Origin of the sequence: Leptolyngbya sp. 'hensonii' (genome assembly GCF_001939115.1) — a bacterium.
Taxonomy (GTDB): Bacteria; Cyanobacteriota; Cyanobacteriia.
In genome coordinates, this window is sequence record NZ_MQTZ01000041.1 from 54,826 (window position 1) to 81,485 (window position 26,660).

At 54.9% G+C, this 26,660-nt stretch carries 22 protein-coding genes; 20 read left to right on the plus strand and 2 right to left on the minus strand.

Annotated elements, in window-relative coordinates; translation table 11 throughout:
- Window positions 1-73: 73 nt before the first annotated feature.
- The 17 genes from recJ to BST81_RS12255 all read left to right on the plus strand — a co-directional run bounded on the left by recJ (window position 74) and on the right by BST81_RS12255 (window position 22,327).
- Window positions 74-2,485: a single-stranded-DNA-specific exonuclease RecJ gene (gene recJ / locus BST81_RS12170; protein ID WP_253188262.1), complete on the plus strand. Its 2,412-nt coding sequence runs from the start codon at window positions 74-76 to the stop codon at window positions 2,483-2,485.
- 116 nt (window positions 2,486-2,601) lie between these two features.
- The gene (locus BST81_RS12175; protein WP_075598778.1) at window positions 2,602-3,672 is read left to right on the plus strand and encodes an SH3 domain-containing protein; all 1,071 of its coding nucleotides are present in this window, start codon (window positions 2,602-2,604) and stop codon (window positions 3,670-3,672) included.
- Between the two features lie 165 nt (window positions 3,673-3,837).
- Window positions 3,838-4,872 (plus strand): type 2 isopentenyl-diphosphate Delta-isomerase, encoded by a 1,035-nt coding sequence (gene fni, locus BST81_RS12180; protein WP_075599135.1) that lies wholly within the window; start codon window positions 3,838-3,840, stop codon window positions 4,870-4,872.
- A 33-nt stretch (window positions 4,873-4,905) separates the two neighbouring features.
- A complete protein-coding gene (gene sppA, locus BST81_RS12185) occupies window positions 4,906-6,753 on the plus strand; it encodes a signal peptide peptidase SppA (RefSeq protein WP_075598779.1) in 1,848 nt (615 codons plus the stop codon).
- Window positions 6,754-6,948: 195 nt separating this feature from the next.
- Window positions 6,949-7,893: a glycosyltransferase gene (locus BST81_RS12190; RefSeq protein ID WP_075598780.1), complete on the plus strand. Its 945-nt coding sequence runs from the start codon at window positions 6,949-6,951 to the stop codon at window positions 7,891-7,893.
- 32 nt (window positions 7,894-7,925) lie between these two features.
- On the plus strand, window positions 7,926-8,882 hold the full coding sequence (locus tag BST81_RS12195; protein ID WP_075598781.1) for a glycosyl transferase: 957 nt from the start codon (window positions 7,926-7,928) through the stop codon (window positions 8,880-8,882).
- Window positions 8,883-8,933: 51 nt separating this feature from the next.
- Window positions 8,934-9,908 carry a glycosyltransferase family 2 protein gene (locus BST81_RS12200; RefSeq protein WP_075598782.1) on the plus strand — a complete coding sequence of 325 codons (975 nt, stop codon included), beginning with the start codon at window positions 8,934-8,936 and terminating at the stop codon, window positions 9,906-9,908.
- A 155-nt stretch (window positions 9,909-10,063) separates the two neighbouring features.
- On the plus strand, window positions 10,064-11,035 hold the full coding sequence (locus tag BST81_RS12205) for a glycosyltransferase family 2 protein (RefSeq protein ID WP_075598783.1): 972 nt from the start codon (window positions 10,064-10,066) through the stop codon (window positions 11,033-11,035).
- Between the two features lie 80 nt (window positions 11,036-11,115).
- Window positions 11,116-12,156, plus strand: coding sequence for a glycosyltransferase (locus BST81_RS12210; protein WP_216351314.1), 1,041 nt, complete (start codon window positions 11,116-11,118; stop codon window positions 12,154-12,156).
- Between the two features lie 81 nt (window positions 12,157-12,237).
- Window positions 12,238-13,446, plus strand: coding sequence for a glycosyltransferase (locus BST81_RS12215; protein WP_075598784.1), 1,209 nt, complete (start codon window positions 12,238-12,240; stop codon window positions 13,444-13,446).
- Between the two features lie 310 nt (window positions 13,447-13,756).
- Entirely contained in the window at window positions 13,757-15,013 is a 1,257-nt protein-coding gene (locus BST81_RS12225; protein WP_253188263.1) for a response regulator, read from the plus strand.
- Between the two features lie 104 nt (window positions 15,014-15,117).
- Window positions 15,118-15,480, plus strand: coding sequence for a response regulator (locus tag BST81_RS12230; RefSeq protein WP_075598786.1), 363 nt, complete (start codon window positions 15,118-15,120; stop codon window positions 15,478-15,480).
- A 7-nt stretch (window positions 15,481-15,487) separates the two neighbouring features.
- Window positions 15,488-15,997, plus strand: coding sequence for a chemotaxis protein CheW (locus BST81_RS12235; protein WP_075598787.1), 510 nt, complete (start codon window positions 15,488-15,490; stop codon window positions 15,995-15,997).
- A 74-nt stretch (window positions 15,998-16,071) separates the two neighbouring features.
- On the plus strand, window positions 16,072-18,294 hold the full coding sequence (locus tag BST81_RS12240) for a methyl-accepting chemotaxis protein (RefSeq protein WP_075598788.1): 2,223 nt from the start codon (window positions 16,072-16,074) through the stop codon (window positions 18,292-18,294).
- On the plus strand, window positions 18,294-21,290 hold the full coding sequence (locus BST81_RS12245; protein ID WP_075598789.1) for a hybrid sensor histidine kinase/response regulator: 2,997 nt from the start codon (window positions 18,294-18,296) through the stop codon (window positions 21,288-21,290). The genes BST81_RS12240 and BST81_RS12245 overlap by 1 nt, the downstream gene beginning before the upstream one ends.
- 66 nt (window positions 21,291-21,356) lie before the next feature.
- Window positions 21,357-21,905: a chemotaxis protein CheW gene (locus BST81_RS12250; RefSeq protein ID WP_075598790.1), complete on the plus strand. Its 549-nt coding sequence runs from the start codon at window positions 21,357-21,359 to the stop codon at window positions 21,903-21,905.
- Complete coding sequence (locus BST81_RS12255) at window positions 21,902-22,327, plus strand: cobalamin biosynthesis protein (protein WP_075598791.1); 426 nt, start codon at window positions 21,902-21,904, stop codon at window positions 22,325-22,327. Before BST81_RS12250 ends, BST81_RS12255 begins: the two co-directional genes overlap by 4 nt.
- 166 nt (window positions 22,328-22,493) lie before the next feature.
- Here BST81_RS12255 and BST81_RS12260 read toward each other — a convergent pair whose 3' ends face one another.
- Window positions 22,494-22,802: a hypothetical protein gene (locus BST81_RS12260; RefSeq protein ID WP_075598792.1), complete on the minus strand. Its 309-nt coding sequence runs from the start codon at window positions 22,800-22,802 to the stop codon at window positions 22,494-22,496.
- 153 nt (window positions 22,803-22,955) lie between these two features.
- Window positions 22,956-23,189 (minus strand): hypothetical protein, encoded by a 234-nt coding sequence (locus BST81_RS12265; protein ID WP_075598793.1) that lies wholly within the window; start codon window positions 23,187-23,189, stop codon window positions 22,956-22,958.
- A 145-nt stretch (window positions 23,190-23,334) separates the two neighbouring features.
- On the opposite strand from BST81_RS12265, the gene BST81_RS12270 reads away from it, so the two are divergent.
- The 3 genes from BST81_RS12270 to BST81_RS12280 all read left to right on the plus strand — a co-directional run bounded on the left by BST81_RS12270 (window position 23,335) and on the right by BST81_RS12280 (window position 26,634).
- Window positions 23,335-25,422, plus strand: a complete 2,088-nt coding sequence (locus BST81_RS12270; RefSeq protein ID WP_075598794.1) for a flavin-dependent dehydrogenase — start codon at window positions 23,335-23,337, stop codon at window positions 25,420-25,422.
- Between the two features lie 172 nt (window positions 25,423-25,594).
- On the plus strand, window positions 25,595-26,026 hold the full coding sequence (locus BST81_RS12275; RefSeq protein WP_075598795.1) for a pentapeptide repeat-containing protein: 432 nt from the start codon (window positions 25,595-25,597) through the stop codon (window positions 26,024-26,026).
- Window positions 26,027-26,232: 206 nt separating this feature from the next.
- A complete protein-coding gene (locus BST81_RS12280) occupies window positions 26,233-26,634 on the plus strand; it encodes an SHOCT domain-containing protein (RefSeq protein ID WP_075598796.1) in 402 nt (133 codons plus the stop codon).
- Window positions 26,635-26,660: the final 26 nt, after the last annotated feature.

Consider the following 26,660-nt stretch of genomic DNA (forward strand, 5'->3'; position numbering starts at 1 on the left):
TGCCCAGCAGCTATCCCTGTCAGAAGCCGGGACGATCGGCCATGATGGAGGATGACGAGCGGAGACAGAGCCAGTGGTTGAGTTGGGAGAGGAAGGTGCGGCGACGATCGAAGAGCAGGAACCAGAACTGGGACCAACCTGGCGGGTTCTGGCCGATGAGCCGCCGGATTGGCTGGTTCAGACCGTGCGGGATTATCTGACGGGCGATCGAACCCCGACTCTGGCCCGTCCCGGCTATTATGCCGCCCAGCTACTGCAACAACGAGGTATTACCGACCCTACCACCCTGCAAGGCTTCCTCAACCCCGATCGATATCAGCCCACCAGTCCCTTTGCCTTCGGGTCAGAAATGGATCGGGCCATAGCTCGGTTACAGCAGGCGCGGGAGCACCAGGAACGGGTGGTCATCTGGGGCGATTTTGACGCCGATGGGGTGACGGCAACAGCAGTGCTCTGGGAAGGGCTGGGCCAGTTCTTCGAGCCCTACCAGCACCTGATTTACTTTATTCCCAATCGCCTGACGGAATCCCATGGGTTATCCCGATCGGGCCTTGATCGCCTCGCCGCCCAGGGCTGTCGCCTGATCGTTACCTGCGACACGGGTAGTACCAACCAGGACGAACTGGACTACGCGGCCAGTCTGGGTCTGGATGTGATCGTGACCGATCACCACACCCTACCGGTAGAACGTCCGCCGGTGGTGGCGATCGTCAATCCCCGTGCCCTCCCTGCCGATCATCCCCTGGCTCACCTGTCTGGGGTGGCGGTTGCCTACAAGCTGGTGGAGGCCCTTTACCAGACTCTCCCCACCGTGCCCCAGCAATCCCTGGAGGCCCTGCTAGATCTGGTGGCGATCGGGCTGATTGCGGATCTGGTGCAGTTGACTGGGGATTGCCGTTACCTGGCCCAACGGGGGATTGAACGGCTGCAGGTCCAGGCTAATCCAGATACGGCCACCCGCCCCGGTCTGACCCGTCTGTTGGAATTGTGCAAACGCAGTGGCGATCGGCCCACGGATATTTCCTTTGGCCTCGGACCCCGGATCAATGCGGTCAGTCGTATCTACGGGGATGCCCATTTCTGCGTGGAGCTACTCACCAGTCGTGACCAGCGTCGTTGTGTGGAACTGGCTGGAGCGGCTGAACTGGCCAATGCCCGCCGTAAGGCCCTGCAGCGGGATGTGGCAGACCAGGTGCGGCAGAAGCTGGCTCAGATGGATCTCTCCACCCTGGGGGCGATCGTTCTGGTGGATACCCAGTGGCCCGTAGGCGTGCTGGGTCTGGTGGCTGGCCAGATTGCCCAGGACTATGGCCGCCCCACAATTCTCCTGAATGCCGATGTGGAGCGGGAGGGCCAGGTCCCGATCGCCCGTGGATCAGCCCGATCGGTCCACCAGATTGACCTCTACCGGCTGGTTCACCAGCAAGCCCATCTCTTGCATCGGTTTGGGGGCCATCCCTTCGCCGCTGGGTTAAGCTTACCCGTCGAGAACATTCCCCTGTTCACCGATGCGATTAATCAGGAACTACGTCAGCAGAATTTCCCGATCACGGACTCAGATGGGCAGGCCAGTGCCACCCCAGCCATCCGGGCAGATTTGACGGTGACGGTGGCTGAACTGGGGCGCGAATTGTTTCGAGAACTCAGGCTGCTGGAACCTTACGGTATTGGTAATCCAGTGCCCCGACTTTTGCTTCGCGATTGCTGGTTTGAGCGGGTACGCCATTTCAACATTAAGGATTGGAAAGGTCAGAAGCTGCGCTATATCAGGACAGACTTTGAACTATGGGACCGTTCCACCGATCGGGGCTGTGCCGGGGTGTGGTGGGAGCATTATCAGGATGACATTCCGACAGGGCGCTGTGATGCGATCGTCGAGTTGAATTACAATGCCTCCCGTAAGACCTACGATCTGCGGCTGATTGCGGTGCGGGTCTGCCAGTCCCAAATGGATGTGCGGCAGGCGTACCAGCAGGACTGGATTCTGGATTGGCGATCCATCCGGGGGGAGCCATCCCCAGACATTCTGGAGGTGACGCAATCTCCAACGAGTTGGGCCGACCTGCAGGGGTGGTTGCGGCGGGCAAGGCAGAGCGGCAAATCACTAGCGATCGCCTATCCTCCTCCCAGGGAGGAGACGCCCCTACAGGTCTGGCAGCGTCTAGTTGGAATTGCCAAGTACCTGAGTCGCACTGAACAGACTGCATCGAGGTTGCAGCTTTATGAGAAGCTGGGGGTGAGCGATCGGGTGTTGCAACTGGGCTTCCAGATTCTGAGTGCAATGGGGTTTCAGATTCGCTACCAGGATGGTGCGTTTCAGGTTACTCGGTCCACTCTAGCCCCATCTGCTCCAGATGCCTCTATCCCCCGTCACCGGGAACGCTTCCTGACCACGCTGCAGGAGGAACAATTCCGGCAACAGTACTTTTATCGGGTGTCGATCGAAGTGATTCGGGCAATGGTCGGTCAGATGATATCGATTTAAGGGGATTTTCCATCGGATGTGTGGTTGAAGGCGTTGCATGGAACGCCTGTTCGGAAAGGATATGTTGCAATCACAATACAAGTTGATAGTTCGATAGTAGAGTTCAAAGTTGATTGATGATCACCCTGCATACTCCCTTACCCATTCTGACGGCTCTGGTGCTGATGAGTCAGCCTGCGATCGCGGCCCCGGCTGAGTTGGTGGCGGGTCTCACTGATAGTCAGATCGAAACCCGCATTCAGCAGGTGATGCCCAAAATTCGCAAGACCCTCCAGAGCGTCCAACAGTATCAGCAGGAGGCCCAGCAACAGCCTGGTTATGCCAGCCGCCAACAGGCTCTCCAAGCCTATCGCAATTTTTGGAAGCAGCGATTGAATAATGCCACTGTGGGGGACATGTTGGGGAACTGGCAGGGACCCTTCGGCTATGCCATCACCATTTTTCCGACAGCAAAGCCCGATCGGGTCTGTATCCAGTATGCCGATGAAGAAGATACTGGCGTTTACCTGGCCCAGGTGCGGGGAAATCGCCTGCAGTCAGACAACGGCCAGACCACCAGCATTTACCTGCGGGATGGCAATGCCCTGACGGAGGTTTACCTGGGGGACGAAACTAATTTCACGATCTGGCCGTCAGCTCGATTGCCTCGCCGATACCGACTGCATCAATTTGAATTCGCCAAGTTGGGGTGTATCACCGAAACCGACATCCAGATTCTGAAGTCCCAATCTCTGGAACAACTGACGATCCGGAATCGGGTGTGTGTCTCGAACTTTCGGACGTTGCGAAACCCAACTGGAAAACCAGTGCCCGTCAGATCGGAAGCTGCTTCCAATGCTGCCATCACGGACACCCTACCTTCTGGGACGCTTGTCCAGGCCGATGAGGGGGAACCCCAGGCTGCCTGGATCAGTATCACTGGCCCCAAACAGGTTTCTGGCTGGGTCCAGGCCCAGTTTGTGCTCAACCCCCGGAAGACGCCCCTGCAGGACCAGATGCGAGTTCGTACCCTGGATGGAGATGCATTGAATGTGCGGGTGTCCGCTAATCCTGGCGATCGCATCATTGGTACAGTGCCCAACGGGACGGTGGTGACGGTGCTGGACCATGAAGGCTACCGGGCTAAAATTAAAACACCGCAAGGATTAACGGGCTTTGTAGTGGATCAGTATCTGGATTGTCTGTGATGATTTGATCTTTAGACTTCTAAGGATCCTGGAGTTCTGTCTTGTAAAACTGCAAGTAGGATGATCGGAAATTGTCAGAAGTGATAGGGTGATAAGAAATTTCTGGAGTTAAGGGTAGAAATTGTCGTGAATCCCCCTGTAAATTCATCGATCGCCCCATCAAACCTGAATCAGGCAAAGGCAACACAGGCTCGCAAAGCCGATCATCTCAGAATTTGTCTGGATGAAGATGTCCAGTTTCGCCAGACCACAAACGGTCTGGATCGCTATCGATTTATCCACTGTTGTCTGCCAGAACTCGATCGCACGGAGATTGACCTCAGTACCCTATTTCTGGGCAAACGTCTGGGATCTCCTCTGCTGATCTCCTCGATGACCGGGGGCACCCAACTGGCAAAGACAGTCAACTACCGCCTGGCAGAGGTGGCTCAACACTACCGCCTCGCGATGGGTGTGGGGTCGCAACGGGTTGCCGTAGAAAATCCCCAGGTGGTGGATACTTTTGCGGTCCGGCGGGTGGCCCCTGATATTCCCCTGTTTGCTAATCTGGGAGCCGTGCAGTTGAATTATGACTATGGTCTGGAGCAATGTCTGCAGGCAGTGGATTCCCTGGAGGCCGATGCCCTGATCCTGCACCTGAATCCCCTGCAGGAATGTGTGCAGTCCAGGGGAGACACCAATTTCCGAGGTTTGCTGGCTAAGATAGCGACCCTCTGTCAGTGCCTGCCTGTGCCTGTGATCGCGAAGGAAGTTGGGAATGGAATTTCTGGAGCCATGGCCCAGAAGCTGATAGAGTCTGGGGTCAGCGCGATCGATGTTGCTGGGGCCGGAGGCACTTCCTGGGCTAAGGTAGAAAGTGAACGGGCAGAGGATGAACTCCAGCGACGGCTGGGTGCTACTTTTGGAGACTGGGGCATCCCTACATCTGATTGCCTGGTTTCGGTGCGATCGGTGGCTCCAACCATTCCCCTGATTGCTTCTGGAGGATTACGCAATGGTCTGGAGGCTGCTAAGGCAATCGCCCTGGGTGCGGATCTCGTGGGGATGGCCCTGCCGTTCCTGCAGGCAGCCTGTGAGTCAGAAGCGGCCCTCCATGGCCTCACCAGCCTATTAATTGCTGAGATGACCACAACCCTGTTTTGCACCGGCTGTCGAGATCTGGGGATCCTGAGATCGGCGGGTGTTCTGCAGCGATTGTAATAGAATTGAGCTTTAATCCTCTTGCCAGTTCCCATGCGCGACTTCCTGAAATACACACTTGCCAGCCTGACTGCCCTGGTTCTCTTTTCTGGGTTAAGTGTGGTCGGCCTTGCCTTCCTGCTGATCGCGATCGTCTCCAGTGTCGATACGGGTCCCCAGGTGAAGAATAAATCAGTTCTCACCTTTGACCTGTCCACCAGTATCACCGATACAGGGCCTGTCGCCACGCGAAGTGAGGTTTTGGAGGAGGCCTTCTCCGATCGGCCCAGCACGTCTCTCTCTCTCCGCGCCGTGTTGGAGACTCTGGATCGGGCTGCCAAGGACGATCGGATTGTTGCCCTGTATCTCTTCGGCAATCTGGAGTCCAATGGAGGGACGAGCTTTGCCAGCCTGCAGGAAGTACGTCAGGCACTGGAACGCTTTCGTGGGAGTGGGAAAAAGATTATTGCCTATGACACCAACTGGCGTGAACGGGAGTATTACTTGGGGTCCGTGGCCAACACGGTGATCCTGAACCCCTCCGGCCTGATGGAAATGAATGGCTTTCGATCGGAGAACCTGTTTCTAGCGGGGGCTCTGCGGAAGTATGGCATTGATGTGCAGGTGACGCGGGTAGGCAAGTATAAGTCTGCGGTAGAGCCATTTCTCCAGACGAAAAGCAGCCCCGAAAACAAAGAGCAGACCCAGAAGCTCTTGGATACCTTTTGGAGTGAATTTCAAAAGCATGTTGCCAAAAGCCGAGAGATTAGACCAGAACTGATCCAGAAGATTGCTGACAGTAAAGGCATACTTCTCCCGGATGAAGCCCTCAAAAGCCGCTTCATCGATCAGGTGGCCCATCTGGATGAGGTCGTCACCGATCTGAAGGTCCTGACGGGAAATAAGCCGAAGGATAAAAGCTTTCGTCAGATCAGTCTCCCTACCTATGCTGGTGCTATAGGGGAAAGTTTGCAGAAGTCTTCCCGCAGCCAGATTGCAGTAGTTTATGCTGAAGGGGAGATTGTTAACGGTATTGGGGGAGTGCGGGAAGTTGGTGGTGAGCGCTTTGCGCGCCAACTGCGAACCCTGCGCTTAGACGATAAGGTCAAGGCGATTGTCCTGCGGATCAATAGTCCTGGTGGGAGTGCCCAGGCATCTGACATCATTCAGCGAGAAATTATCCTGACCAGCAAAGTGAAGCCTGTGATTGTCTCGATGGGAGGGGTGGCTGCTTCTGGGGGATACTGGATTGCCACCTATGCCACCCGCATCTATGCGGAACCGACCACGATCACCGGTTCGATCGGGGTGTTTGGCCTCTTCCCCAACATTCAGAAAATTGGCAATAATAATGGACTCACCTGGGATACGGTGAAAACTGGGCGATATGCCGATATGGAAACCCTGGTCCGCCCCAAAACACCGGAGGAATTAGCCAATTACCAGCGCATCGTTGATAAGATTTACGACGACTTTATTGCTAAGGTGGCTGAATCCCGCAAATTGCCCAGGCAAAAGGTGGCGGAAATTGCCCAGGGCCGGGTCTGGTCTGGTCAAACAGCCAAACAGTTGGGTCTGGTAGATGAAATTGGGGGCATCAAAGACGCGATTCAGGATGCAGCAAAGCGGGCTAACCTGGGAGAAGACTGGCAGGTGGTGGAATATCCCAAAAACCGCAGCCTGGAGGAACGGATTCTGCAGCGACTGGCCAGTGATCCGAATACGGAAAGCAGCCCTCAACACCCCCCTGATTTTCCGACCATGACCAAACTGTTGAGCGATCGCAATGACCCGATGACCCTGGCAGTAGGTCGTCTCTGGAACGAACTTCAGGTGATTCGGTCCCTGAACGACCCCACCGGGGTTTACATGCGGATGCCTTACACGATCAAGATCGATTAACACGATCGGGCAGGACAACGAAATTCGGAGATGCGGGGAAAGATCATTGCTTTTCCCGCATTTTTTCATGCAAACGCATACACAAAACAGGGCATTACGAGAACGCGATCACACACATCGAACTTCGATCCTGGAATTGTCAGCAAATTGTAAGCACCTGCGCAGTCTCTGAACCTTATTCCAGCCATAACCCCTATGAAACCTCAGATTAGCGTCATCATTTGCACCCACAATCCCTGGTTGGCCTATCTCAATCAGGTTTTATCAGCTCTTCAGGGGCAAACGTTGCCCGTTCAGCAATGGGAACTGATTGTTGTCGATAATGCCAGTGCTCAATCCCTGGCCTCCCGAATCGATCTGAGCTGGCATCCCGCTGCCCGTCTGGTGCGGGAAGAGCGCCTGGGACTCACTGCAGCCCGCTTGAGCGGATTCCAGGCAGCCAGGGGTGACCTGTTGGTCTATGTAGATGACGACAACGTGTTGGACGCAAACTATCTGACCCAGGTGTTGCAAATTTTCACTGAATTTGAGGGACTGGGAGCGATCGGGGGCAAATCCTTACCCGAATTTGAAGTGGCCCCCAAACCCTGGGTCTCAGAATTCTATAAAGTTCTGGCCTTGCGAGATTTTGGGGATGAACCCTTGGTTCATATGGGTAGCTTTGGGACTTTGTCCCAGAATACCTATCCTGATTTTGCCCCGGCTGGCATTGGGCTGGCGGTGAGACGGCAGGCTTTTCTCTCCTACACCCAATGGGTGACAGCCGATTGCCGTCGCCTCGCCCTGGGTCGCACTGGCAACCAGCTCACTTCTGGGGAAGACAACGACATTATTCTGACCTTGTTGAATGCGGGTTGGGGGGTGGGCTATTTTCCCCAACTGCAGCTCAAGCATCTGATTCCCGCCCGCCGATTGCAGCGAGACTACCTGGGACAACTGAATCGGGCAGCCTGCCGTTCCTGGGTTCGGGTTATGGATATTCATGGCATTCGCGTCTGGCAGAAAATCCCTTCCTCCACCCTCGTTCTGCGGAAAGCGAAGGCATTTTTTGCGTATCGGGCCTGGCAGGATGCTGCTGCCTATGTTCACTGGCAGGGTGCCTGCGGCACCTTTGAAGGATTGGCCAGTTTGTCGAATTAGTCATTGCCCACTTGTCATCAGCAGGAATTCCTATGTACGCAGTCGCAAAACAATTTCATCTCGGTCGGGTGGCTTACTGGTCTTTCCACTATCCCAAAGGGGTCATCCAGCGCACCTTTCGTCGTGACCCCATTCGCAGATCGTTCGATGAAAAGGCCCGCCAGCAAATGGAAGCCACCGCCTATTCTCTGACTCCCATTACGCTGGCGTCTGGTCCCGATACTCCCGAAATCCATTTCCTCACCGGCGCTGGTTTCTGGTATCAAACCTGCTTCTGTGCTTATTCCATGATGCAGCAGGCCGATCGGTATTTGCGTCCGGTGATTTACGATGACGGTTCCCTGGAACAGGTCCATCAGGCGGCGATCCAGCGTCTGTTTCCGGATGTCAGAATCCTGCAACGGCGGGAAATTGAGGCCCGCCTGAATCAGTGGCTACCGTTGCAAAAATTTCCCTGGCTGCGATCACGCCGATTAGCCTATCCCCAACTGCGGAAGCTGACGGACATCCATGTGGGTTCCCAGGGCTGGAAGCTAGTGCTGGACTCGGACATGCTCTTCTTCCAGCCTCCTACGCTCCTGCTGGATTGGTTAGAATCCCCGCAACACCCCTGCCATATGGTTGATGTGGAAAATGCCTATGGCTACTCCGAGCAACTGATGACCGCTCTGGCCGGTAGTCCCATTCCTGATTTGGTCAATGTGGGGGTCTGCGGCTTGCAGAGCGAGGCGATCGATTGGGAAGAAATGGAATTCTGGTGCAAAACCCTGATCGAGCAAGAAGGCTCCCATTATTACCAGGAGCAGGCACTTACAGCCATGTTGATGGCCCGTTATCCCCGTAAGGTTGCCCCGGCTGCTCAGTACCAGGTGCTTCCGAGTCGTCGAGAGGTAATGCGCCCTACTGCAACCCTGCATCACTACGTGGCTGATTCCAAACCCTGGTATTTCCGGTATGGCTGGCGTCATGCCGTGGGGATGCCTGTGTAGAACCTCTTCTCTTTGTACACCGTTACAAACTTGCTTCTCTGGAGAGTTGGTATGCGTCCTCTCGTTTCTGTCCTGATTCCCTGCTATAACGCCGATCGCTGGTTAGCCCGCACCCTGAAGTCGGTCCTGGCCCAGTCCTGGAACAAACTCGAAATCATCGTCGTGGATGATGGCTCGACAGATAACAGTTTGACGATCGCCCGATCCTTTGCGTCCTCATCGGTTGCTGTTCTCTCCCAGGTCAATCAAGGGGCCAGCGCAGCTCGTAATCGGGCCTTGCAAGTAGCTCAGGGAGACTTCATCCAGTATCTGGATGCGGATGACTTACTGAGTTCCAACAAAATTGAGGCCCAACTTTTTCTCCTGCAACACCACCCGGAAAATATGCTCGCCCTCTGCAACACGATTCACTTTTGGGATGAAACCGATCCGGAAGTGGGCACGCTGGAAACAGGAGGTCATTTCTTTGCGAATAGCGATCGACCCGTAGAATGGCTGATTCAACTTCTGGGCGGAGACGGGGCGGGGGCGATGGTCCATCCTGCTGCCTGGCTGATTTCCCGGGCGGTAGCAGCAGGGGCTGGCCCCTGGAATGAACAACTTTCCCTAGATGATGATGGGGAGTATTTCGCTCGGGTTGTGCTGGCTAGCGCTGGGATTCGATACACTCCGATCGGCTGTTCTTACTATCGCAAATACAAAGGGGGTAACAGTCTGAGTGGGGGCCGGTCTGATCGACATCAGTGGTCAGCACTGCAGTCGATCGCCCTGAAGGCAGACTACCTGCTCAGTCGCACCCAGGATCAACGGGCTAAACGCGCGATTGCCCGCTGCTACATGGAACGAGCTGTTCAGGCTTACCCCGGCCATCCCCATGTGACACAGACTGCTCTCCGGGAGATCAGACAACTGGGTGTAAAAGCAGATCTGCCGACCTGCGGGAGCTGGCGCGGGGAACTACTCCGCTTTCTCCTGGGCTGGAAACTGGCAAAAAGACTCAGTATGGCCTATCACCATTCCTTTTAGATCCTGCCCGCCCAGGCATTGCATACAACGCCTCTATCCCGTCGCTGAATCCACCCCGGCCCTGCGGGCCACCCCTCCCAAGCGGGGATTTAATCTACACCCCATACAGGCGTTGCCCGTAACGCCTCTAACACCCCCCAAAATCGATACCAACTATGGATGTATCAATTATTATTCCGACTTATAACCGGCTCTGGTGTCTGCCTCAGGCGATCGAATCCTGTCGCCATACCCATTGCCGCACCGAAATCATTGTGGCTGATGATGGCAGTACTGATGGCACCTGGGAATGGTTGTTGACCCAAGCAGATGTAGTAGCCCTACACCAGTCCCATCAGGGCAAGCCCTGGGCCGTAAATCGGGCCACCACGATCGCTCGGGGACAATATATTCGCATCCTCGACTCAGATGATTGGCTTTGCCCTGGCACGATCGATCGCCAATTCAAAGCAGCGATCGCCACAGGGGCTGACCTGGTGTACTCCCGGGTGGATGGGCTGGAGTACCACAGTGGCAAAATTATTCAGCAACCGGAACCGGGAGTCTGGGATGATTTTCTCGCAGTGCAATTGGGAGAAGGATACAGCAGCCATTTCCTGGGCATGCTGTTCCGCCGTGAGCTGATTGAGCAGGTGCCGCACCGTCCAGACTTCGCCTATCGAGACGATCGGCTGTTTCTACTGGAAATTGGTTTGCTGCATCCCAAGCTCGCCTATGTTCCTGGCTGTGCAGGTTACTGGGTACGGCATGGACAACAATTGCAAGCTAACTATCGGGGCATGCAGTCTGTCACCGCCAATGGGCAACATCTGGAACTTTACAAACGCATTTTAGGCATTCTGGCAGAGCGGCATGAGTTGACCCCCCGACGGCGTCGGGCTGCCTGTCAGGTGCTCTGGCCCTTAGCCCATGGCATTGCCTATACCCATCCCACAGAGGCCAGAGAAGTTGCGGACTGGATTTATACCCTTGACCCCACCTTTCACCCCCCTGAACCTGGGATGTTGGGGCGACTCTACGATCGCCTGGGCTTTCAGACCACAGAAACAATCTTGCGCTTTCGCCGCCATTTGCTTGGACTCCTGGGCCGCTATCCCTCACCTACCCTGCATCATTTTCCCTCTTAAACCCGTTAGAGGCCTTGCACGCAACGCCTCTAACCCAACGCCTCGCCTCGCCGCTCACCCCATTTTGGATACCAAATCCTATGCTGCCCCTCAATCTTTTTTACGAAGAACCGGATCCCGATCGCTGGCTGCCCCTGGATCGCTTTCCCCGCCAAGCTATCCGCCGTCTCCTCCGAGGGCCAGCGAAAATTGGTGGCCAGAAACGAGTTTTCCTGAATCTCTGCGCTGGTTTGGACCGTCTGGGAGTTCCCTACCGGATCAACAATTACCGCCACATTCGCCGTCACCCGGAGGAAGTGGCCTGCATCCTGGGCAAGACCCAACTGCTGGACAAAATTCGGTGGCAAAATCCCATTTTGCTGGGACCTGCCATTCTTTCCCACCCTTGTGATCGGCCTGACCTGATGCAACGATTACCCATCGAGAAGATCGTGGTTCCGGGTGAATGGATGCGCCAGATGTGCGAGCCAGCCTTTGGCGATCGGGTGCTGGCCTGGCCCGTGGGTATTGATACTGAACAGTGGCGTCCTGTTCCAGACAGCCTCAAAGACATCGATATTCTGCTATATGACAAGGTGCGGTGGCAGAGAGGCCATTATGGCCCAGAGCTGATTCAGCCCATTCAGGCTCTCCTTGCCCAACGGGGGTTGAAGGTAGCCGTACTTCGATATGGGGCTTACCAGGAAGCTGAGTTCCACCATCTACTGCGTAGAAGTCGGGCCATGATCTTCCTATGTGAACACGAAACCCAAGGAATTGCCTATCAGCAGGCTCTGGCTTGCAATGTGCCGATTTTGGCCTGGGATCGGGGTGGGTTCTGGCAAGATCCCTCCTACTATCCAAGCAAAGTCCAATACGGTCCCGTGAGTTCTGTACCCTACTGGGACGATCGTTGTGGTTTAAAGTTCGCTAGCCTGAATGAATTCCCGGCCCAGTTGGATGCCTTTCTAGCGGGATTGTCTCAGAGACAGTTTTGCCCCAGAGAATATATTCTGGAAAACCTGACCCTGGAGTGTTGCGCCCGTCAGTATCTGGACATTGTTCAGAGCATCCAGGCCCATTTTGCGATCCAGCCCATCACTCCTCCTCCCCAACTTTCCCAATTTCCTTACCCCGCATAAATCCAGGGGCCACCCATGCCGCCTGTACAGGCACTGCCTGCAACGCCTCCTCTTGCCCCTTGCTCCCATGGAATTCTTATCATGGCTAAAATTCTGATCTTGATCGGTGCCCACCTCTGCACGGCTCCTCGCCCCCAGAAAGAGGCAGCAGCCCTGGCCCAAGCAGGCCATGATGTGACCGTGGGTGGGGTGTGGTTTGACCCGACTCTGGTGGAACGAGATCGCCTCCTGATGGCTGATCTGCCCTATACCTTCACCCCCATCCTGGACTTCCGTCCAGAGCACCCGGAACGGGTGGGTGTTCGGCTACAGGCTCGACTTGCCCGTGCAGCCTTCCGACGGTTGGGGTTGTTCTCACCGGCTCTTCTAGGTTATGGGACCCGATCGCTGTTGCGGTTTGCGCTCAAGGAACAGGCTGACCTGACGATCGTGCACTCAGAGGCAGGGTTGTGGGTGGGAGATCGGCTCTTGCAAAAAGGATTGCAGGTGGGTGTGGATTTTGAAGATTGGTTCTCCCATGATTTGCTCCCAGAGGCCCGCGCCACTCGGCCTATTGCTCATCTAAAAAAGTTGGAAGAACGGCTGATTCGAACTTGCAAATATTGCCTCACCACTTCCAATGCCATGGCCACGGCCCTGGCCCAGTTCTATCAGGCTCCCCGTCCAACTGTGGTTTATAACACTTTTCCGCCAGTTCTGACCCAAATCGATCATCGCCTGGATCAACAGTCCATACCGAAAGTACACTGGTTTTCCCAGAATATTGGTCGGGGTCGGGGACTGGAAGCCCTCCTACAGGCATTGCCATTGCTGAAACGTTCTGTGGAGGTTCATCTGCGGGGAAATTGCACCGATACAACCCGACAATGGTTAGAGGAATTGACCCCACCTGACTGGCGATCGCGGCTATTCATCCATCCCACCGTACCGAACCATGAACTGCCCGTCCGCATCGCTGAAAATGATATCGGTCTGGCCCTGGAGCAGTCTGACCCCCCTAATCACGATCTGACTGTTTCCAACAAGTTATTTCAATATTTGCAGGCAGGACTGGCGGTGATTGCCACCAACACAGCCGGACAACGGGAAGTAATGGCCCAATGTCCGAAGGCTGGCCACTTAACGCCCTGTGATGATTCAGTAGCGTTGGCCCGGGCGATCAACGCCCTGATCATGGATCCAATGGCTTTACGATCGGCTAAAATTGCAGCCTTGCAAGCAGCTCAGGAACAGTTTTGTTGGGAAAAACAGCGTGATCGGTTGCTTCAGGCTATTGATCGGGCATTGTAGTCAATTCTGACATCCTCCCCGTGGCTAGAAGCCAGGGGGATCCTCTCTCAAGCAGCCGAGTTGTCTAAACCAATTGCTTGATTTCCACCGTCTCTATTGAGCTTATCCTCCCTCACCTTAAAGAGTTGTTGAAGCTTCTGGGTTTTCTGTAAACCTTCTGTAAAACGGTAGCTTTTGTTACCAAAACAGTCCTCTGCTTTTCGGATAGTGAGGTGTTGACTGATCTCCAACTTTCTCTCTGCCCGTGGGTCTGAACAGGATTGTGCATCTTTTACTACTACCTGGCTTATTAATGCAAATAGGGTAAAAGATGAACGAGGCTTCAAATCTTCTGCCGCATCCCATGGTCAACCGGGGAGCTGCTTCTGTCACGCGCCCGCTCAACTTCCTGGCTCAACTGATTCACGCCTCTGCCTATGGATACTTGAAGGTGTCCGATCGTAGGGTTGTCTGGTCCATCTATCTGGATGGGGGGAAGGTTGCCTATGCTTCCCACTCCATCCATCCGCTGGAACGACTGGAACTGCAACTGCACCGTCTGGGCCATCGGGTCTCTACTTTTGTGCGGGAAACCCTGCAGCAGATCCAGCAGACGGTTGATCCCAGAATTGGGCCATCTATTGATAATTCGGATTATCGCGCGATCGCCTATCTGGTTGATCAGGGTTTCCTGACTTCGGGTGAAGCAGCGACCTTGATGGAGAATCTGATCAAAGAGGTCTTGGAATCATTCCTGCTGCTCCAGAACGGAACCTGTGAATTTATTAACCAGGTGGAGCACCTGCCCCGATTTTGTCGTCTGGATCTGCCTCCCTTGGTGGCCTATTGCCGGACCCGGCTTCAGAACTGGCAGGCTCTGGGACCTCAGATCTGGTCTCCTTATCAGCGGCCTTACTTTTTCAGTCAGGCCCAATCTCAGCTAAAAATATCCCTGGAACTGCAGCAAAAACTGGGTTCTTTTCTAAAAGGGTACAGCTTTCGCCAGTTGAGCGTGCTTTTGAACAAAGATGAACTGGCGATCGCCCAGGGTCTGCAAGCCTATATTCAGGACGGGGTGATTCTGCTGCGAGAACCCCATCCCCCCTTCGAACTTCTGCCCCGTATTCCTCAACAGGTCTCAGAGACATCCCGAAAATCGGTTCCGCTCCCCCCGCCTCCCCCACCTCCCATCGTGGAGGAACCCCTGCCTGCGGCGGAACAGCAAGTCTTCAAGGTTGCCTGTATTGATGACAGCCCCAGCATCTTGAATGAAATGCGGCGATTTCTCAGCGATGACAGTTTTGAAGTCTTTGCGATTAATGACCCGCTCAAAGCTCTGATTCAGGTGGTCCGACTGAAACCTGATTTGATCCTGTTGGATATCGGCATGCCCGGAATGGATGGATATAAACTCTGTCGATTACTCCGGAATCATTCCTCCTTTAGCCAGACCCCGATCGTCATGGTCACAGGCAACACCGGTATTATCGATCGGGCGAAAGCAAAATTTGTGGGTGCATCCGGTTATCTCACCAAACCCTTTACCAAGTCAGAATTGCTGAAAATGGTGTTTACCCATCTGGCTTGAACTAAGAAGCAAGGATTTTGGGTTAGGGATGACGGTCAGCTCAAGCTGCACCGAATCGATCGTGGCATTGACCCTATTGTGATGATTCAGAGGTAGAGACAAGCGTGAGCACAATTCTGGTTGTAGATGATACTCTTTCCCAATTGGAACTGGTCAGCGATTACCTGCGGCAAAGTGGTTACACCGTAATTAGCGCCACAGATGCCAGGGAAGCCCTGAGCAAGGCGGTGGAACTGAAACCTGATGTGGTGGTTACGGATGTGGTAATGCCAGGAATGAGCGGATTTGAGCTGTGTCGATCCCTGAAAAAACATCCTGTAACGGAGAAGTTGCCGATCGTCATTTGTTCCTCGAAGAATCAGGAACTGGATCGCCTATGGGCCATGAAGCAGGGGGCTGATGCCTATGTGACCAAACCCTTTACTCGGGAAGAACTGGTCAGTGCGGTTCAGTCGGTGGTAGCCTGAGTTGCCTATGTCAACACCCCTGGCTTTCCTCCCACCCGATCGGCCTCAGAAGTCTAGCGGCGAGCCTTATTTGAAGGTCTACCTGAATGGTCAGACGGCGGCTTTGATCCCCATGGCCTCTGCCCAGGAAGTTCTGGTGCTGCCGGTGCAGCAACTGACGCCGATGCCTGGTATGCCAGCCTGTGTTTTGGGGTTGATCAATCGTCGGAGTCGGGTGCTCTGGCTGATTGATCTGGCTCACTTGCTGGGCCTCTCTCCGCTGGAGGAGACCGTGCGGCAATACAATGTCGTCTTGATTCGGGTGGCTGACGATCCCCTGGCTCTGGCTCTCTGGGCAGTTCGCCATGGGGTCCGGTTCAATCCTGAGGACTTGCAACCGGTTCAGGGGACCGTCCGATCGGAATTGCGGCCCTATCTGCAGGGCATGCTCCTGCAGGATACGGAAGTGTTGCTGGTCCTGGATCCAGCGGCGATCGTTCGGTCTCCCCTGCTCCCCGGTCGAGAATCTTTTTCCTGAACATCCCGACCACCATTCATGCTGGCTGTTAATTGGGTTGAATCCCATCAGCAATGGCATCTTCAAAAGCACCTATGAATCCAGAGAACAGGCCACAACATCCCTTGCCCACGGAGAGTTCCGATCCCATCTCCCAGGGAGAAAGCCGGGTCCGGACTGGACCGGCCCTGTTAGACCCCCAGCCGATGGATGGCCCAGTGGATCGGGTCGGTGACGGAACTGCGGAGGGAATTCTGGGAACTGGGGCATTACTGAACGGGGATTCAGAGTTGTCCACCGAAGAGGAGGCTGCCCTGCGCACCCCCAGCCTGCGATCGCGGGCTGCTGCACTGGCTGTTGCCATCAGTACCCTACCTGTTCTGGCGGTGGGCACCACGGCCTATCTGCTGGCTGATCAGGTGATGACGAGGACGCTGCTCCAGCCCCAACAGGCCAAGGTGGTGACAGCTAATCATCCGACTGTCCTGATCACCCAGGCGCGCAATGATCTGAGATCGGCCCTGGCAGGGAGTACCCTGATGCTTGCCTTGCTGGTGGGACTGCTGGCAGCAGTGCTGGCCCGTCGCCTGACCCGACCGCTCCTCTTTGTGACGGAAGGGGTCGAGCGCATCGGTCAGGGAGATCTGGAGACGCGCTTGCCGATCTCAGGAGGAGATGAACTGGCTGTTCTGGGAACCCATATCAATCTGATGGCCGAGCAGATGCAGGATTTACTGCTGAAACAACAAACTGAGGCTGAACGGACACAATTCCTGGCCCTCCTGACCCAGCGAATTTACCAGATTGTGGACTCTGCTGCTCTATTGAAACTGGGGGTGGCTGAAACGCAACAGGCTCTGGGGTTCGATCGGGTGGCCATCTATCGGCTCGCTACAACACCGAGCCGTCTGGATGTGGTCGCTGAAGCGGTGGCCCGCGCTTATCCTGCGATTGAGGGAACTCACATAGACCATCCTGATGTCCTGGGCGTTTATCTCAATGCCACGATCACCAGCCATGGACAAGCCGTGACGGATATCCATCAGGATGTGGATCTGCCCGAAGCCTGGGTCCGCCAGCTAGAGCGATTGGCTGTCCAGGCAGAACTGACCGCCCCCATCCAGGTGGGCAGCCAACTCTATGGCTTTCTGGTCATCCAGCAATGTGGTCAGCCCTACCGTTGGGAAGCAGCGGAGAGGGGGTTCTGTCAGCGACTGGCGACTCAAATCGGGCTGGGTCTGGAGCGGACAGCTTTGATCGGACAATTGGATGCGGCCCGGCGGGAGATCGATCGAGTAGCCGAGGATCAACAGGCCCAGAAGGAACGGATTCAACGCCAGTTGGTCGAACTCCTGACAGATGTGGAAGAGGCTTCCCGAGGAGATCTGACTGTGCGGGCGGATGTCACCACGGGTGAAATTGGTACGGTGGCAGATTTCTTCAATGCCATTATTGAAAGCCTGCGACAGATCGTTAGCCAGGTAAAAACTGCCGCAGGTCAGGTGAACATTTCCCTGGGTGAGAATGAGGGAGCGATTCGCCGATTGGCGGATGAAGCCCTGGAGCAGGCCGAGAACATTACCCATACGCTGGACTCTGTGGAGCAGATGACCCAATCGATTCAGTCCGTGGCCGAAAGTGCTCGCCGAGCGGCTGAAGTGGCCCGGACGGCTTCCACGACCGCTGAAGCTGGGGGAGTGGCCATGGACCGCACCGTCCAGAGTATTTTGAGCCTGCGGCAGACGGTGGCTGAAACGGCCAAAAAGGTAAAACGGCTGGGTGAGTCCTCCCAGCAGATTTCCAGGGTCGTCTCTCTGATTAACCAGATTGCCCTGCAAACGAACCTGCTGGCGATTAACGCCAGTATTGAGGCAGCCCGTGCTGGGGAAGAGGGGCGAGGGTTTGCTGTAGTTGCGGAGGAGGTGGGGCAACTGGCGGCCCAGTCGGCGGCTGCGACCCGAGAAATCGAACAAATCGTGGAAACAATTCAGTTGGAAACCAGTGAGGTGGTTGGGGCGATGGAACTGGGTACCACTCAGGTTGTCGAAGGCACTCGCCTGGTGGAGGCAGCCAAGACCAGCCTCGGTCAGATTATGGAGGTATCCCGCCAGATTGACCAGTTGGTGCAGTTAATCTCGAATGCAACGGTCTCCCAGGCCCAAACTTCTGAGAGGGTGACTACCTTGATGAAGGAGATTGCCCAGGTCTCCGAACAAACTTCTAATTCTTCTCGCCAGGTTGCGGCAGCCCTGAAAGAAACGGTGGATGTGGCCCGCCAGTTGCAGGATTCGGTGGGTGTTTTCAAGGTGGAAACGTGATGGATAAGGAACAGGAAATCCGGCAGCAGTTTCTGGAAGAGGCTCGGGAATACCTGGGCACGATCGAGGCTGCCTTTATGGATCTCTCTGGGTTATCCACCCACAGTGCGATGGATGCGGTGCTTCGGGCAGTCCACTCGATTAAGGGTGGGGCTGCCATGATGGGGTTCGATCGCCTCAGCCAGTTGGCCCATCGATTTGAGGATTTCTTCAAAGTAATCAAAGCTCGCCGGGAAAGTCTGGTCCTGGATTCTGAGCTAGAAGGACTTCTGCTGCAGGGCGTGGATTGTCTGAACCAGGTGCTCACCCTGCATCAACGGGGCCAGCCGATTGCGGAGAGTTGGCTGCATGCCCAAACCCATACCCTGTTCGAGAGCCTGCACGATCGCCTGGGAGACTTGCAGGCAGAAGATGAAACCGTGCTGCTTCTGGAAGAAGGCAACCATGAGGAGATCGTAACCCTGCTCTTTGAGACGGAGGTGGAAGCCAGTTTGCAGCGACTGGAAGCCCTGCTGATGGAACCAGGTCTGCCGGGAATTCGGGAAGAATTGGAGGGCGTCTGTCAGGAACTGGGGGGCTTGGGGGAAATGCTGGAACTCTATCCTTTTGTCCGCCTCTGCCAGACGATTGAGGGGATGCTCCAGGCGATGCCCGATAGCGCTTCCCTGGTGGCCCGATCGGCCCTGCAATCCTGGCGACAAGCCCAGGCTCTGATTCTGGCGGGAGAGGTCGATCGACTGCCTATGACGCTGGATCTGGCAGAATCTGATTCTGCGGCAAAAGCCCGTCCCAACCCACAGCACTCGGTCGCCGTTCTGGTGGGCCAGGGCCATTCAGCAATCCCAGATGCTGCTCCCCTACTTCCTCTGGTAGATATCAATGACAGTCATGCCTGGCTAGACTGTGACCTGCTGGATTATTATTTTCTCTCAGAAGATCAGCCTGTGAAGTCGGTAGAGGTAGCGCCGCCGCCCCCCGATCAGACCCTACCCCGCAAGGCTGCTCCTAGTGAGCCTGCCTCTGTGGCAGGAGGGGCAGGGGATGGGGCTCTACCCAATCGGTTTGACCCCTTGGAGAACACGGTCCGGGTTGGGGTTCGCCAGTTGGATCAGCTCAATGATCTGTTTGGGGAATTGACGATCGAGCGCAATGGTTTGGATCTCCATTTGGGCCGGTTGCGCCATCTCGTCAGTACCCTCAGCTATCGAATCCAAGCCCTGGAACGATCGAACAGCCAGCTTCGCACCGTCTATGACCAGCTCACAACCCAATCAAACCAGCAGCCGGCTCAATCCTGGAACTGGTTGGCAGTAACACCCACTCTAATGCTTACTTCAGGCAGCCAGGACCTTCCCTGGAAAGAAATGGGGAGTCGGTTCGATAGTCTGGAACTGGACCGCTACAACAACCTGCATCTGCTGTCTCAGGAGGTGATGGAGACGATCGTCCAGGTGCAGGAAATTACCAGTGACATCGAAGTGAGCCTGAAGGATGCCGACCATACCACTCGGGATCTGAACCGCACAGCCAAACAGATGCAGATCAGTCTGACCCAGGTCCGGATGCGGCCCCTATCCGATATTCTGAATCGCTTTCCCCGAGCTTTACGGGAAATGTGCCTGCAGTATGGCAAGCAGGTGAATCTGCAGGTTGTCGGGGGCAGTACCCTGATTGACCGGACGATTCTGGAAGCCCTCAGCGATCCACTGATGCATCTGCTCCGCAACGCCTTTGATCATGGGATTGAAGATCCCCTGATTCGACAGGCTTATGATAAGTCGGAGCAAGGAACGATTGAGATTCGGGCTGCCTATCGGGGGAATCAAACAGTTATTATCCTCAGGGATGATGGCGGTGGAATTGATCCAGAGAAAATCCGGGCCAAGGCACAGCAGGGAGGATATGACGAGAAATTCCTGGAGTCGCTCAGTGATGCCGAACTGCTGGCGTTGATCTTTGAACCAGGATTTAGTACCGCCGATCGGGTTACTGCTCTCTCCGGTCGGGGCATTGGTATGGATGTAGTACGGACTAACCTCCGCAAGGTACGGGGAGAGATTAAAGTTGATACCCAGCTTGGTGTAGGGACAACCTTCACGATCACGGTTCCCTTTACCCTGTCCGTGATGCGAGTGCTAATGGTGGAGAGCAGGGGGATGCTGATGGCCCTGCCCAAGGATGAGATCGAAGAGGTGTTGCTACTCAATCCAGCAGCGGTTTTCACCACTGCCGGAGCGGAAGTCTTGCAGTGGGAAGATCTGATGTTCCCTCTAATTCGCCTGGGGCACTGCCTGGAGTTCCATTGCCCCCAGCGACCGCTGGAAACTGAAGCAGTTCCCCTGATCAGCGAACCCCTGATCCTGCTGCTCAACTGGGGGAGTACGTTGGTGGCTGTCCAGGTCGATCGCTGTTGGGGCGAACAGGAGGTGGCGATTCGGCAGGTGGAGGGAACGATCGCCCTGCCCCTGGGATTCGCGGGTTGCAGTATTCTGGGCAATGGTCGGGTAGTTCCGTTATTGGACATTCCGACCCTCCTGGAACAAATCATGGCGGATCAGAGCCGGTCTTTGCGTCAAACGGGGAAGGTCACAGATGTCCCGGAAGGGGCAGCCATCGCCCAGTCTCAACTAGACACGGTCCTGGTTGTGGATGACTCGATCGTCGTTCGGCGATATCTGGCCATGATTCTAGAGAAAGCGGGGTACCGGGTGGAACAGGCCAGAGATGGTCAGGATGCCCTGGAAAAGTTGTGGAATGGTCTGACAGTCAGGGCCGTGGTTTGCGATATTGAAATGCCCCGTCTCGATGGCTATGGGTTCCTGAATCGCATCAAAGCTGAATCAACCCTCCGGGATTTACCCGTGGCCATACTGACCTCCCGCAGTGGGAACAAGCATCGCCAACTGGCTATGAACCTGGGAGCCGCTGCCTATTTCTCAAAACCTTTCCGAGAACAGGACCTCCTTGAAACCCTGAACCAACTCATCCACACCTGATCAAACACCAGGCATTGTATGCAACGCCTCTAGATCGATCCATGTTAAATTGCCATTGGAATTGTCATGACCTCCTTGCGTAAATCCCACCGGATAGCCCGACAGGCCGAAGCCACCCATCAATTGATTGTGTTTCAGATGCAACAGGACTGGTTCGCCCTCCCGATCCAGGCTGCGCAGAAAGTGATTCCCATGGGACCAACTTATGGCGATCCGGAACGAACCGGCGTCAGCCTCACCCGTTATCAGGAGCGAGAATTGGCAGTTGTGGATGTGACGCAACGCATTTTCGGGCAATCCTCCCAGCAGCAGCCAGGTCCGTCTCCCACCTACCTGCTCCTGGTGCAGAATTCCCAGGGAGAGATCGTGGGTCTACCGATCGTAGACCAGCCCTCCCTGCGACGGGTGGCTAAAACAGCCTTCGCTCCGCTGCCGACAACTTACCTCTCCCAGGGCAATATCCAATGTGTCAGTTCTGTAGTCGTGCAACTGGAACAGGAACCCCTGATGTTTTTGCTTGATCCAGAAGTCCTGGTGCGACCCGGCTTGCTGCCCTCCCCTGTAACCTTGCCGGTGGGGCAGTCGGCCCAGTCAGGGCTCGGGGGGAAAGGGTGAAGGGGGCCAATTCTGTCTGGATTGGTCTTGGCTTTCAGCAAGGGGCCTCCCGCAGGCTCCTCGAAGCTGCGATTCAGCAGGCGTTACAGTCGGTTGAACTGGCTGCAACAGCGGTAATGGGGTTGGCCACCCTCGATCGTAAAGCCCAGGACGCAGACTTGCTGGATCTATGCCACGATCGGGGCTGGTCGCTGCAATCCTTTACGGCAGAACAATTGCAGAACGTGGTCGTTCCTTCCGCTTCCAATCGGGTAGCTTCAGCCACAGGCACTCCCAGCGTGGCTGAAGCTGCCGCCCTGCTGGCCTGTCAGTCTCTGGCTTCCCAACTGCTGCTGCCCAAACAAGTCTTTCGTTCTTCAGATCAGCCTGGAGCGGTGACGGTGGCGATCGCCCTGGTTTTAACGCCAGGAGACCTGCCATAAAAAAGCAGCCCTCAGAAGGCTGCCCTCTAGCATTAGGAGTTAAGCATGGGTTTGCTTTGGTAGTATCGTAACTAAAGTTTTTTGAGGCTTGAGTGATCCAAAATCCAGAAATGGATGATTCGATTCCGAGATTTCTGTGATTCACATCACCATGCGAGAGCTAACCCTAACCTCGAACGTTGCCAAAATACTTTCGCTGGAAAATGACCAGGCCGATGGCAATGATCATCTGAATGGAGAGGGGGGCGATCGCAAAACCGATCAGGCCACAGACACTACTGATGAGTAAAACGAGGCAGAGAATAATGTCATCAGTCAGAATATTTTTGGGATTGTAAAACGAAACCCAGATGAGTGCGCCTGCGATCGCCAGAAAAATAGTATAGGCCGGAATCACCATGGCCATAGCGCGTAAGGTTACATACAAAGGCACGCCTAAAGAAAGGGCTAGCAAAAACAAGTAGGTCGGTGCCATTAAACAATCTCCGGATCTAGGATTGCGCTGTATCTTACTACTACTAATTATCTAAAAGTATTCCCAGAACCAGGGTGATTAGCAGCACATCCAGACCTGACAATCTCCTGGGAGGCTCGTGAGGTATAGCGATCTTGACTCACAGAGGGTTTCCTAGACCAGCATCCCCCAAGCCTGGGTCACCAGATCGCTGAGCCAACGGCGCTGGGCCTTATCGAGAAGACTGTCATCTTTCAAAAGTTCGGATCTCAGGTCAGCCAGGGATTGTCCCTGGGAGCGAGCCCCCTGAATCACACCGACGATCGCCGCTGCCACCAGTTCTTCACTGACAGGATTCTGCCTCAGATGAACGACTTCTTGAGGATGGTCAGGGATAGGATCTTTCATATCAGCAACACCCAGGCAATCAGCGAAACAATTATGAGAATGTTGTAAAGTTTTTTAAGTAATTCTGTCTATGGCAGTTTAACCTAATCCGTACCCTGTTTTGATCATCATTAGTCAGTAATTCGCCGGAGTTAATATCATCCCCATGAAAGAAATTCTTTACCTCGAAATTCCTACGCCTGACTTGGCTGGCGTTAGAAGCTGGTTAAAAGAGGAATTTCAGCCGCACCGTGGGGAGAAGCAACTCACTCCAGAAGGATTTCGCTGGCAACCGGCAAACCAGCAAGACCATTCCGGCAAGGATTTACCGGCAGAGTTGTCGATCTTTGTTTGGTCTGTGCAAAGAACAACCTACTTGAAGGTCTTCCGCTGGGCTGAGGTTCCGCTCACTGACGAACGCATGTTTCTGCAGGAACTGGTTCGATCGGTGCGTCACCAATTTCCCCATCATTATCCCGTCCCCCCTGAGATTGACCTGTCCCAGGAAACCATCTTTACGGCCCTCGCGCCGGTTTACCCCGAAACCGTTAAGTTTTTCCAGCGCATGCCGAATGGGGAATATGACCTCACCCGCGTCTACTGGTGGGAAAAGCGATGGCGGGCCGGAGTCCGCAACCCACAACAGCCCCAGCAGGTGATCGCCCGCGTCCAAACGGAAACAGGTCGGGAAGAAGGCGAGGAGGCCGGTTCCTCCCCCTACGATCTTATTTATATCGGTGGAGCCTTGGGCGTGATCCATGCGGTGGTCATGGCCCGTCTGGGCTATCGGGTTCTGCTGGTGGAGCGCTTACCCTTTGGGCGCATGAACCGGGAGTGGAATATTTCCCGCAGTGAATTTCAAAGTCTACTGGATCTGGGCGTCTTCACCCCGACAGAGTTTGAAGAGGTGATTGCCAGGGAATATGTTGATGGGTTCCACAAGTTCTTTGATGCGAACAATCCACCCCATCTCAAAGCCCCCATCCTCCATACCCCCACGGTTTTAAATGTGGGGCTGGATGCCGAGAAATTGCTCCGAGTTTGCGGCGAAAAGTTGAAGGCTGCTGGGGGAACGATTTGGGATGAAACGGAGTTTATTCGAGCAGAGATTGCGGACGATCGGGCTGCCGTATTTCTGACCCACCTGCCCGATCAGACCCCCCGACAGGCCCAGGGTCGCCTGCTGGTCGATGCCATGGGCACAGCCTCTCCAATCGCCTGGCAGTTGAATGGGGGGCGGGCCTTCGACAGCGTCTGCCCCACAGTTGGGGCCGTGATTGAGCGGGGCTTTGAACCTGGCGTCTGGGATGCCAATTATGGGGATGTCCTGAACAGCCATGGGGATATTTCGCGAGGTCGGCAACTGATCTGGGAGCTCTTTCCAGCCGAACAGGAGGAACTGACCTTTTACCTGTTCCACTATCACCAGGTCCATCCAGACAATCCCGGCTCCCTCCTGGAAATGTACGAAGATTTCTTCACCATTCTGCCGGAATATCGCCGCTGCGATCTCGAAAAGCTGGTCTGGAAGAAACCGACTTTTGGGTACATTCCTGGCCATTTCAGTGTGAGTCGCCAGGATCGGCGGGTGGCCTTCGATCGGCTGATTGCGATCGGGGATGCGGCCTCGCTCCAGTCTCCGCTGATCTTTACAGGCTTTGGCTCTCTGGTGCGTAACCTGCCTCGCCTGACCGACCTGCTCAATATTGCGCTCCAGAATGATTTACTCACAGCCCCTTACCTGAACCAGATCCGGGCTTACCAGAGCAATGTTTCCGTCACCTGGTTATTTTCCAAAGGTATGATGGTACCCACAGGCCAGCATTTGCCGCCAGAGCGCATCAATGCCATGTTGAACACCTTTTTTGGCATCCTGGCAGATGAATCACCACAAGTGGCTGACGCCTTCATCAAAGACCGGGCCGATTGGCTTTCTTTCAACCGCATGGCTCTCAAAGCCGCCTGGAGAAATCCGGCCCTGTTGCTCTGGATCTGGCAATTGGCTGGCCCTCAGGATTTACTGCGCTGGTTGGGCAGCTACTGGAGTTTCACGATCGCAGCCCTGCTCAGTGCCCTGTTGCGAGTCTGGTTTCCGGCACTGGTACAGCGTCTCCAGCCCTGGCTGGAACCCCGATTGCCGGGCCTATGGTTTTGGCTGCGCGTTCAGAGCCACGCTTACACCTACGGCACTGGACGATCGTCCCCAAGCCATTCCAATCTTGCCAGTTCGAAATCCCACTGGCAGTCGGTGTAGTCCCTCCTGAGAGTTGACAGATCTGCGTCCTGGGAAGGAGTCTGCTGGGGGGGTTGAGCATAAAAAATCCCCAGTAGGTCATCCCAACGCATGAGGATCATTCTTTGTCAAGTATGCGATCATGGATACAGAAGGCTGAAGTGTTGCTTTGGTCTTTCCCAAGGAGGGATTTATGAGAAACAGAGTTCTGACTGGAGTGCTGGCACTTGCAGCAGTTTTGACCACAACGACAGTCAACGCTGCCAATCCAAACCAGGTTCAACAGTTACTGAGAACCCGGGAATGTGCTGGGTGTGACCTGAAGGGAGCCAACCTGAAAGGAGCCTATCTGCTGGGAGCTGACTTGCGCAATGCAGATTTGCGGGGAGCTAATTTAACCGAAGCCAACCTGGAAGGAGCTGACCTGACGGGGGCTAAGTTGCAGGGCGCAAATTTAACCCGTGCATTTGTGACGAACGCCACCTTAAATGACGCAAATTTGACCAACGCAAACCTGCAATATGCCCGAATTTATAATGCACAGACAATTGGGGCAACGTTGACCAACATCAACATTGCGGGAGCAGAAGTCTTTGGCAGCAGCATTAACATTGGTGGTGATTAGTAAAAATCCAAGCGTTTTTTGAGCAGGAGTCAAGACCCTGACTCAGAGACATCGCTCAGAAGCATAGCAAGGGGCAGGTGATCCCTGGAATCATCTCAGATGTCTGCCCGGTGCTATGCTTTGCAGTTTAATCAGGCATTCCCCGACATTCTTGCGATTCTTCCTCTACACTAAAATGGATCAAACAGAGGAATGGCAGGTCTTTGATGTTAAGTCGGCCAAAGAATCGTCAGGTCGCTGCTTTACTTGCGCTTCTGGGGATTCTGGTACCCATCAGCGGGTTCCATAAATTTTATCTGGGGCAACCCCTTTGGGGGCTGTTTTATCTGTTGCTCTCTCTGGGAACTCCCATTGCCCGGATTGCCAGCGCGATCGAAGCCGTCTGGTATCTGATCCAACGGCAGGAAGATTTTGACCGTAACTTCAATGCCACGATCGCGAAGATAGGTTCGACTGGCAGGCCGGGTCAGGCTCCGACTTCATCCCCGGTTCAGGTGGGGGCAATCTCAGAGGCGGTGCGTCAGTTAGACCAACTCCGACAGGACGGACTGATTACTGAGTACGAGTTCGAGCAGAAGCGAAGACAGCTCCTCGATCGCATCGGTTAAGCTAAAGAGGATTGCCCCAGGGAAGC

Coding starts and splice junctions, on each gene's coding strand:
- BST81_RS12175 (WP_075598778.1), top strand. CDS start 2,602: ATGATCACCCTGCATACTCCCTTACCCATTCTGACGGCTCTGGTGCTG.
- sppA (WP_075598779.1), top strand. CDS start 4,906: ATGCGCGACTTCCTGAAATACACACTTGCCAGCCTGACTGCCCTGGTT.
- BST81_RS12190 (WP_075598780.1), top strand. CDS start 6,949: ATGAAACCTCAGATTAGCGTCATCATTTGCACCCACAATCCCTGGTTG.
- BST81_RS12195 (WP_075598781.1), top strand. CDS start 7,926: ATGTACGCAGTCGCAAAACAATTTCATCTCGGTCGGGTGGCTTACTGG.
- BST81_RS12200 (WP_075598782.1), top strand. CDS start 8,934: ATGCGTCCTCTCGTTTCTGTCCTGATTCCCTGCTATAACGCCGATCGC.
- BST81_RS12205 (WP_075598783.1), top strand. CDS start 10,064: ATGGATGTATCAATTATTATTCCGACTTATAACCGGCTCTGGTGTCTG.
- BST81_RS12210 (WP_216351314.1), top strand. CDS start 11,116: ATGCTGCCCCTCAATCTTTTTTACGAAGAACCGGATCCCGATCGCTGG.
- BST81_RS12215 (WP_075598784.1), top strand. CDS start 12,238: ATGGCTAAAATTCTGATCTTGATCGGTGCCCACCTCTGCACGGCTCCT.
- BST81_RS12225 (WP_253188263.1), top strand. CDS start 13,757: ATGAACGAGGCTTCAAATCTTCTGCCGCATCCCATGGTCAACCGGGGA.
- BST81_RS12235 (WP_075598787.1), top strand. CDS start 15,488: ATGTCAACACCCCTGGCTTTCCTCCCACCCGATCGGCCTCAGAAGTCT.
- BST81_RS12240 (WP_075598788.1), top strand. CDS start 16,072: ATGAATCCAGAGAACAGGCCACAACATCCCTTGCCCACGGAGAGTTCC.
- BST81_RS12245 (WP_075598789.1), top strand. CDS start 18,294: ATGGATAAGGAACAGGAAATCCGGCAGCAGTTTCTGGAAGAGGCTCGG.
- BST81_RS12250 (WP_075598790.1), top strand. CDS start 21,357: ATGACCTCCTTGCGTAAATCCCACCGGATAGCCCGACAGGCCGAAGCC.
- BST81_RS12260 (WP_075598792.1), bottom strand. CDS start 22,802: ATGGCACCGACCTACTTGTTTTTGCTAGCCCTTTCTTTAGGCGTGCCT.
- BST81_RS12265 (WP_075598793.1), bottom strand. CDS start 23,189: ATGAAAGATCCTATCCCTGACCATCCTCAAGAAGTCGTTCATCTGAGG.
- BST81_RS12270 (WP_075598794.1), top strand. CDS start 23,335: ATGAAAGAAATTCTTTACCTCGAAATTCCTACGCCTGACTTGGCTGGC.
- BST81_RS12275 (WP_075598795.1), top strand. CDS start 25,595: ATGAGAAACAGAGTTCTGACTGGAGTGCTGGCACTTGCAGCAGTTTTG.
- BST81_RS12280 (WP_075598796.1), top strand. CDS start 26,233: ATGTTAAGTCGGCCAAAGAATCGTCAGGTCGCTGCTTTACTTGCGCTT.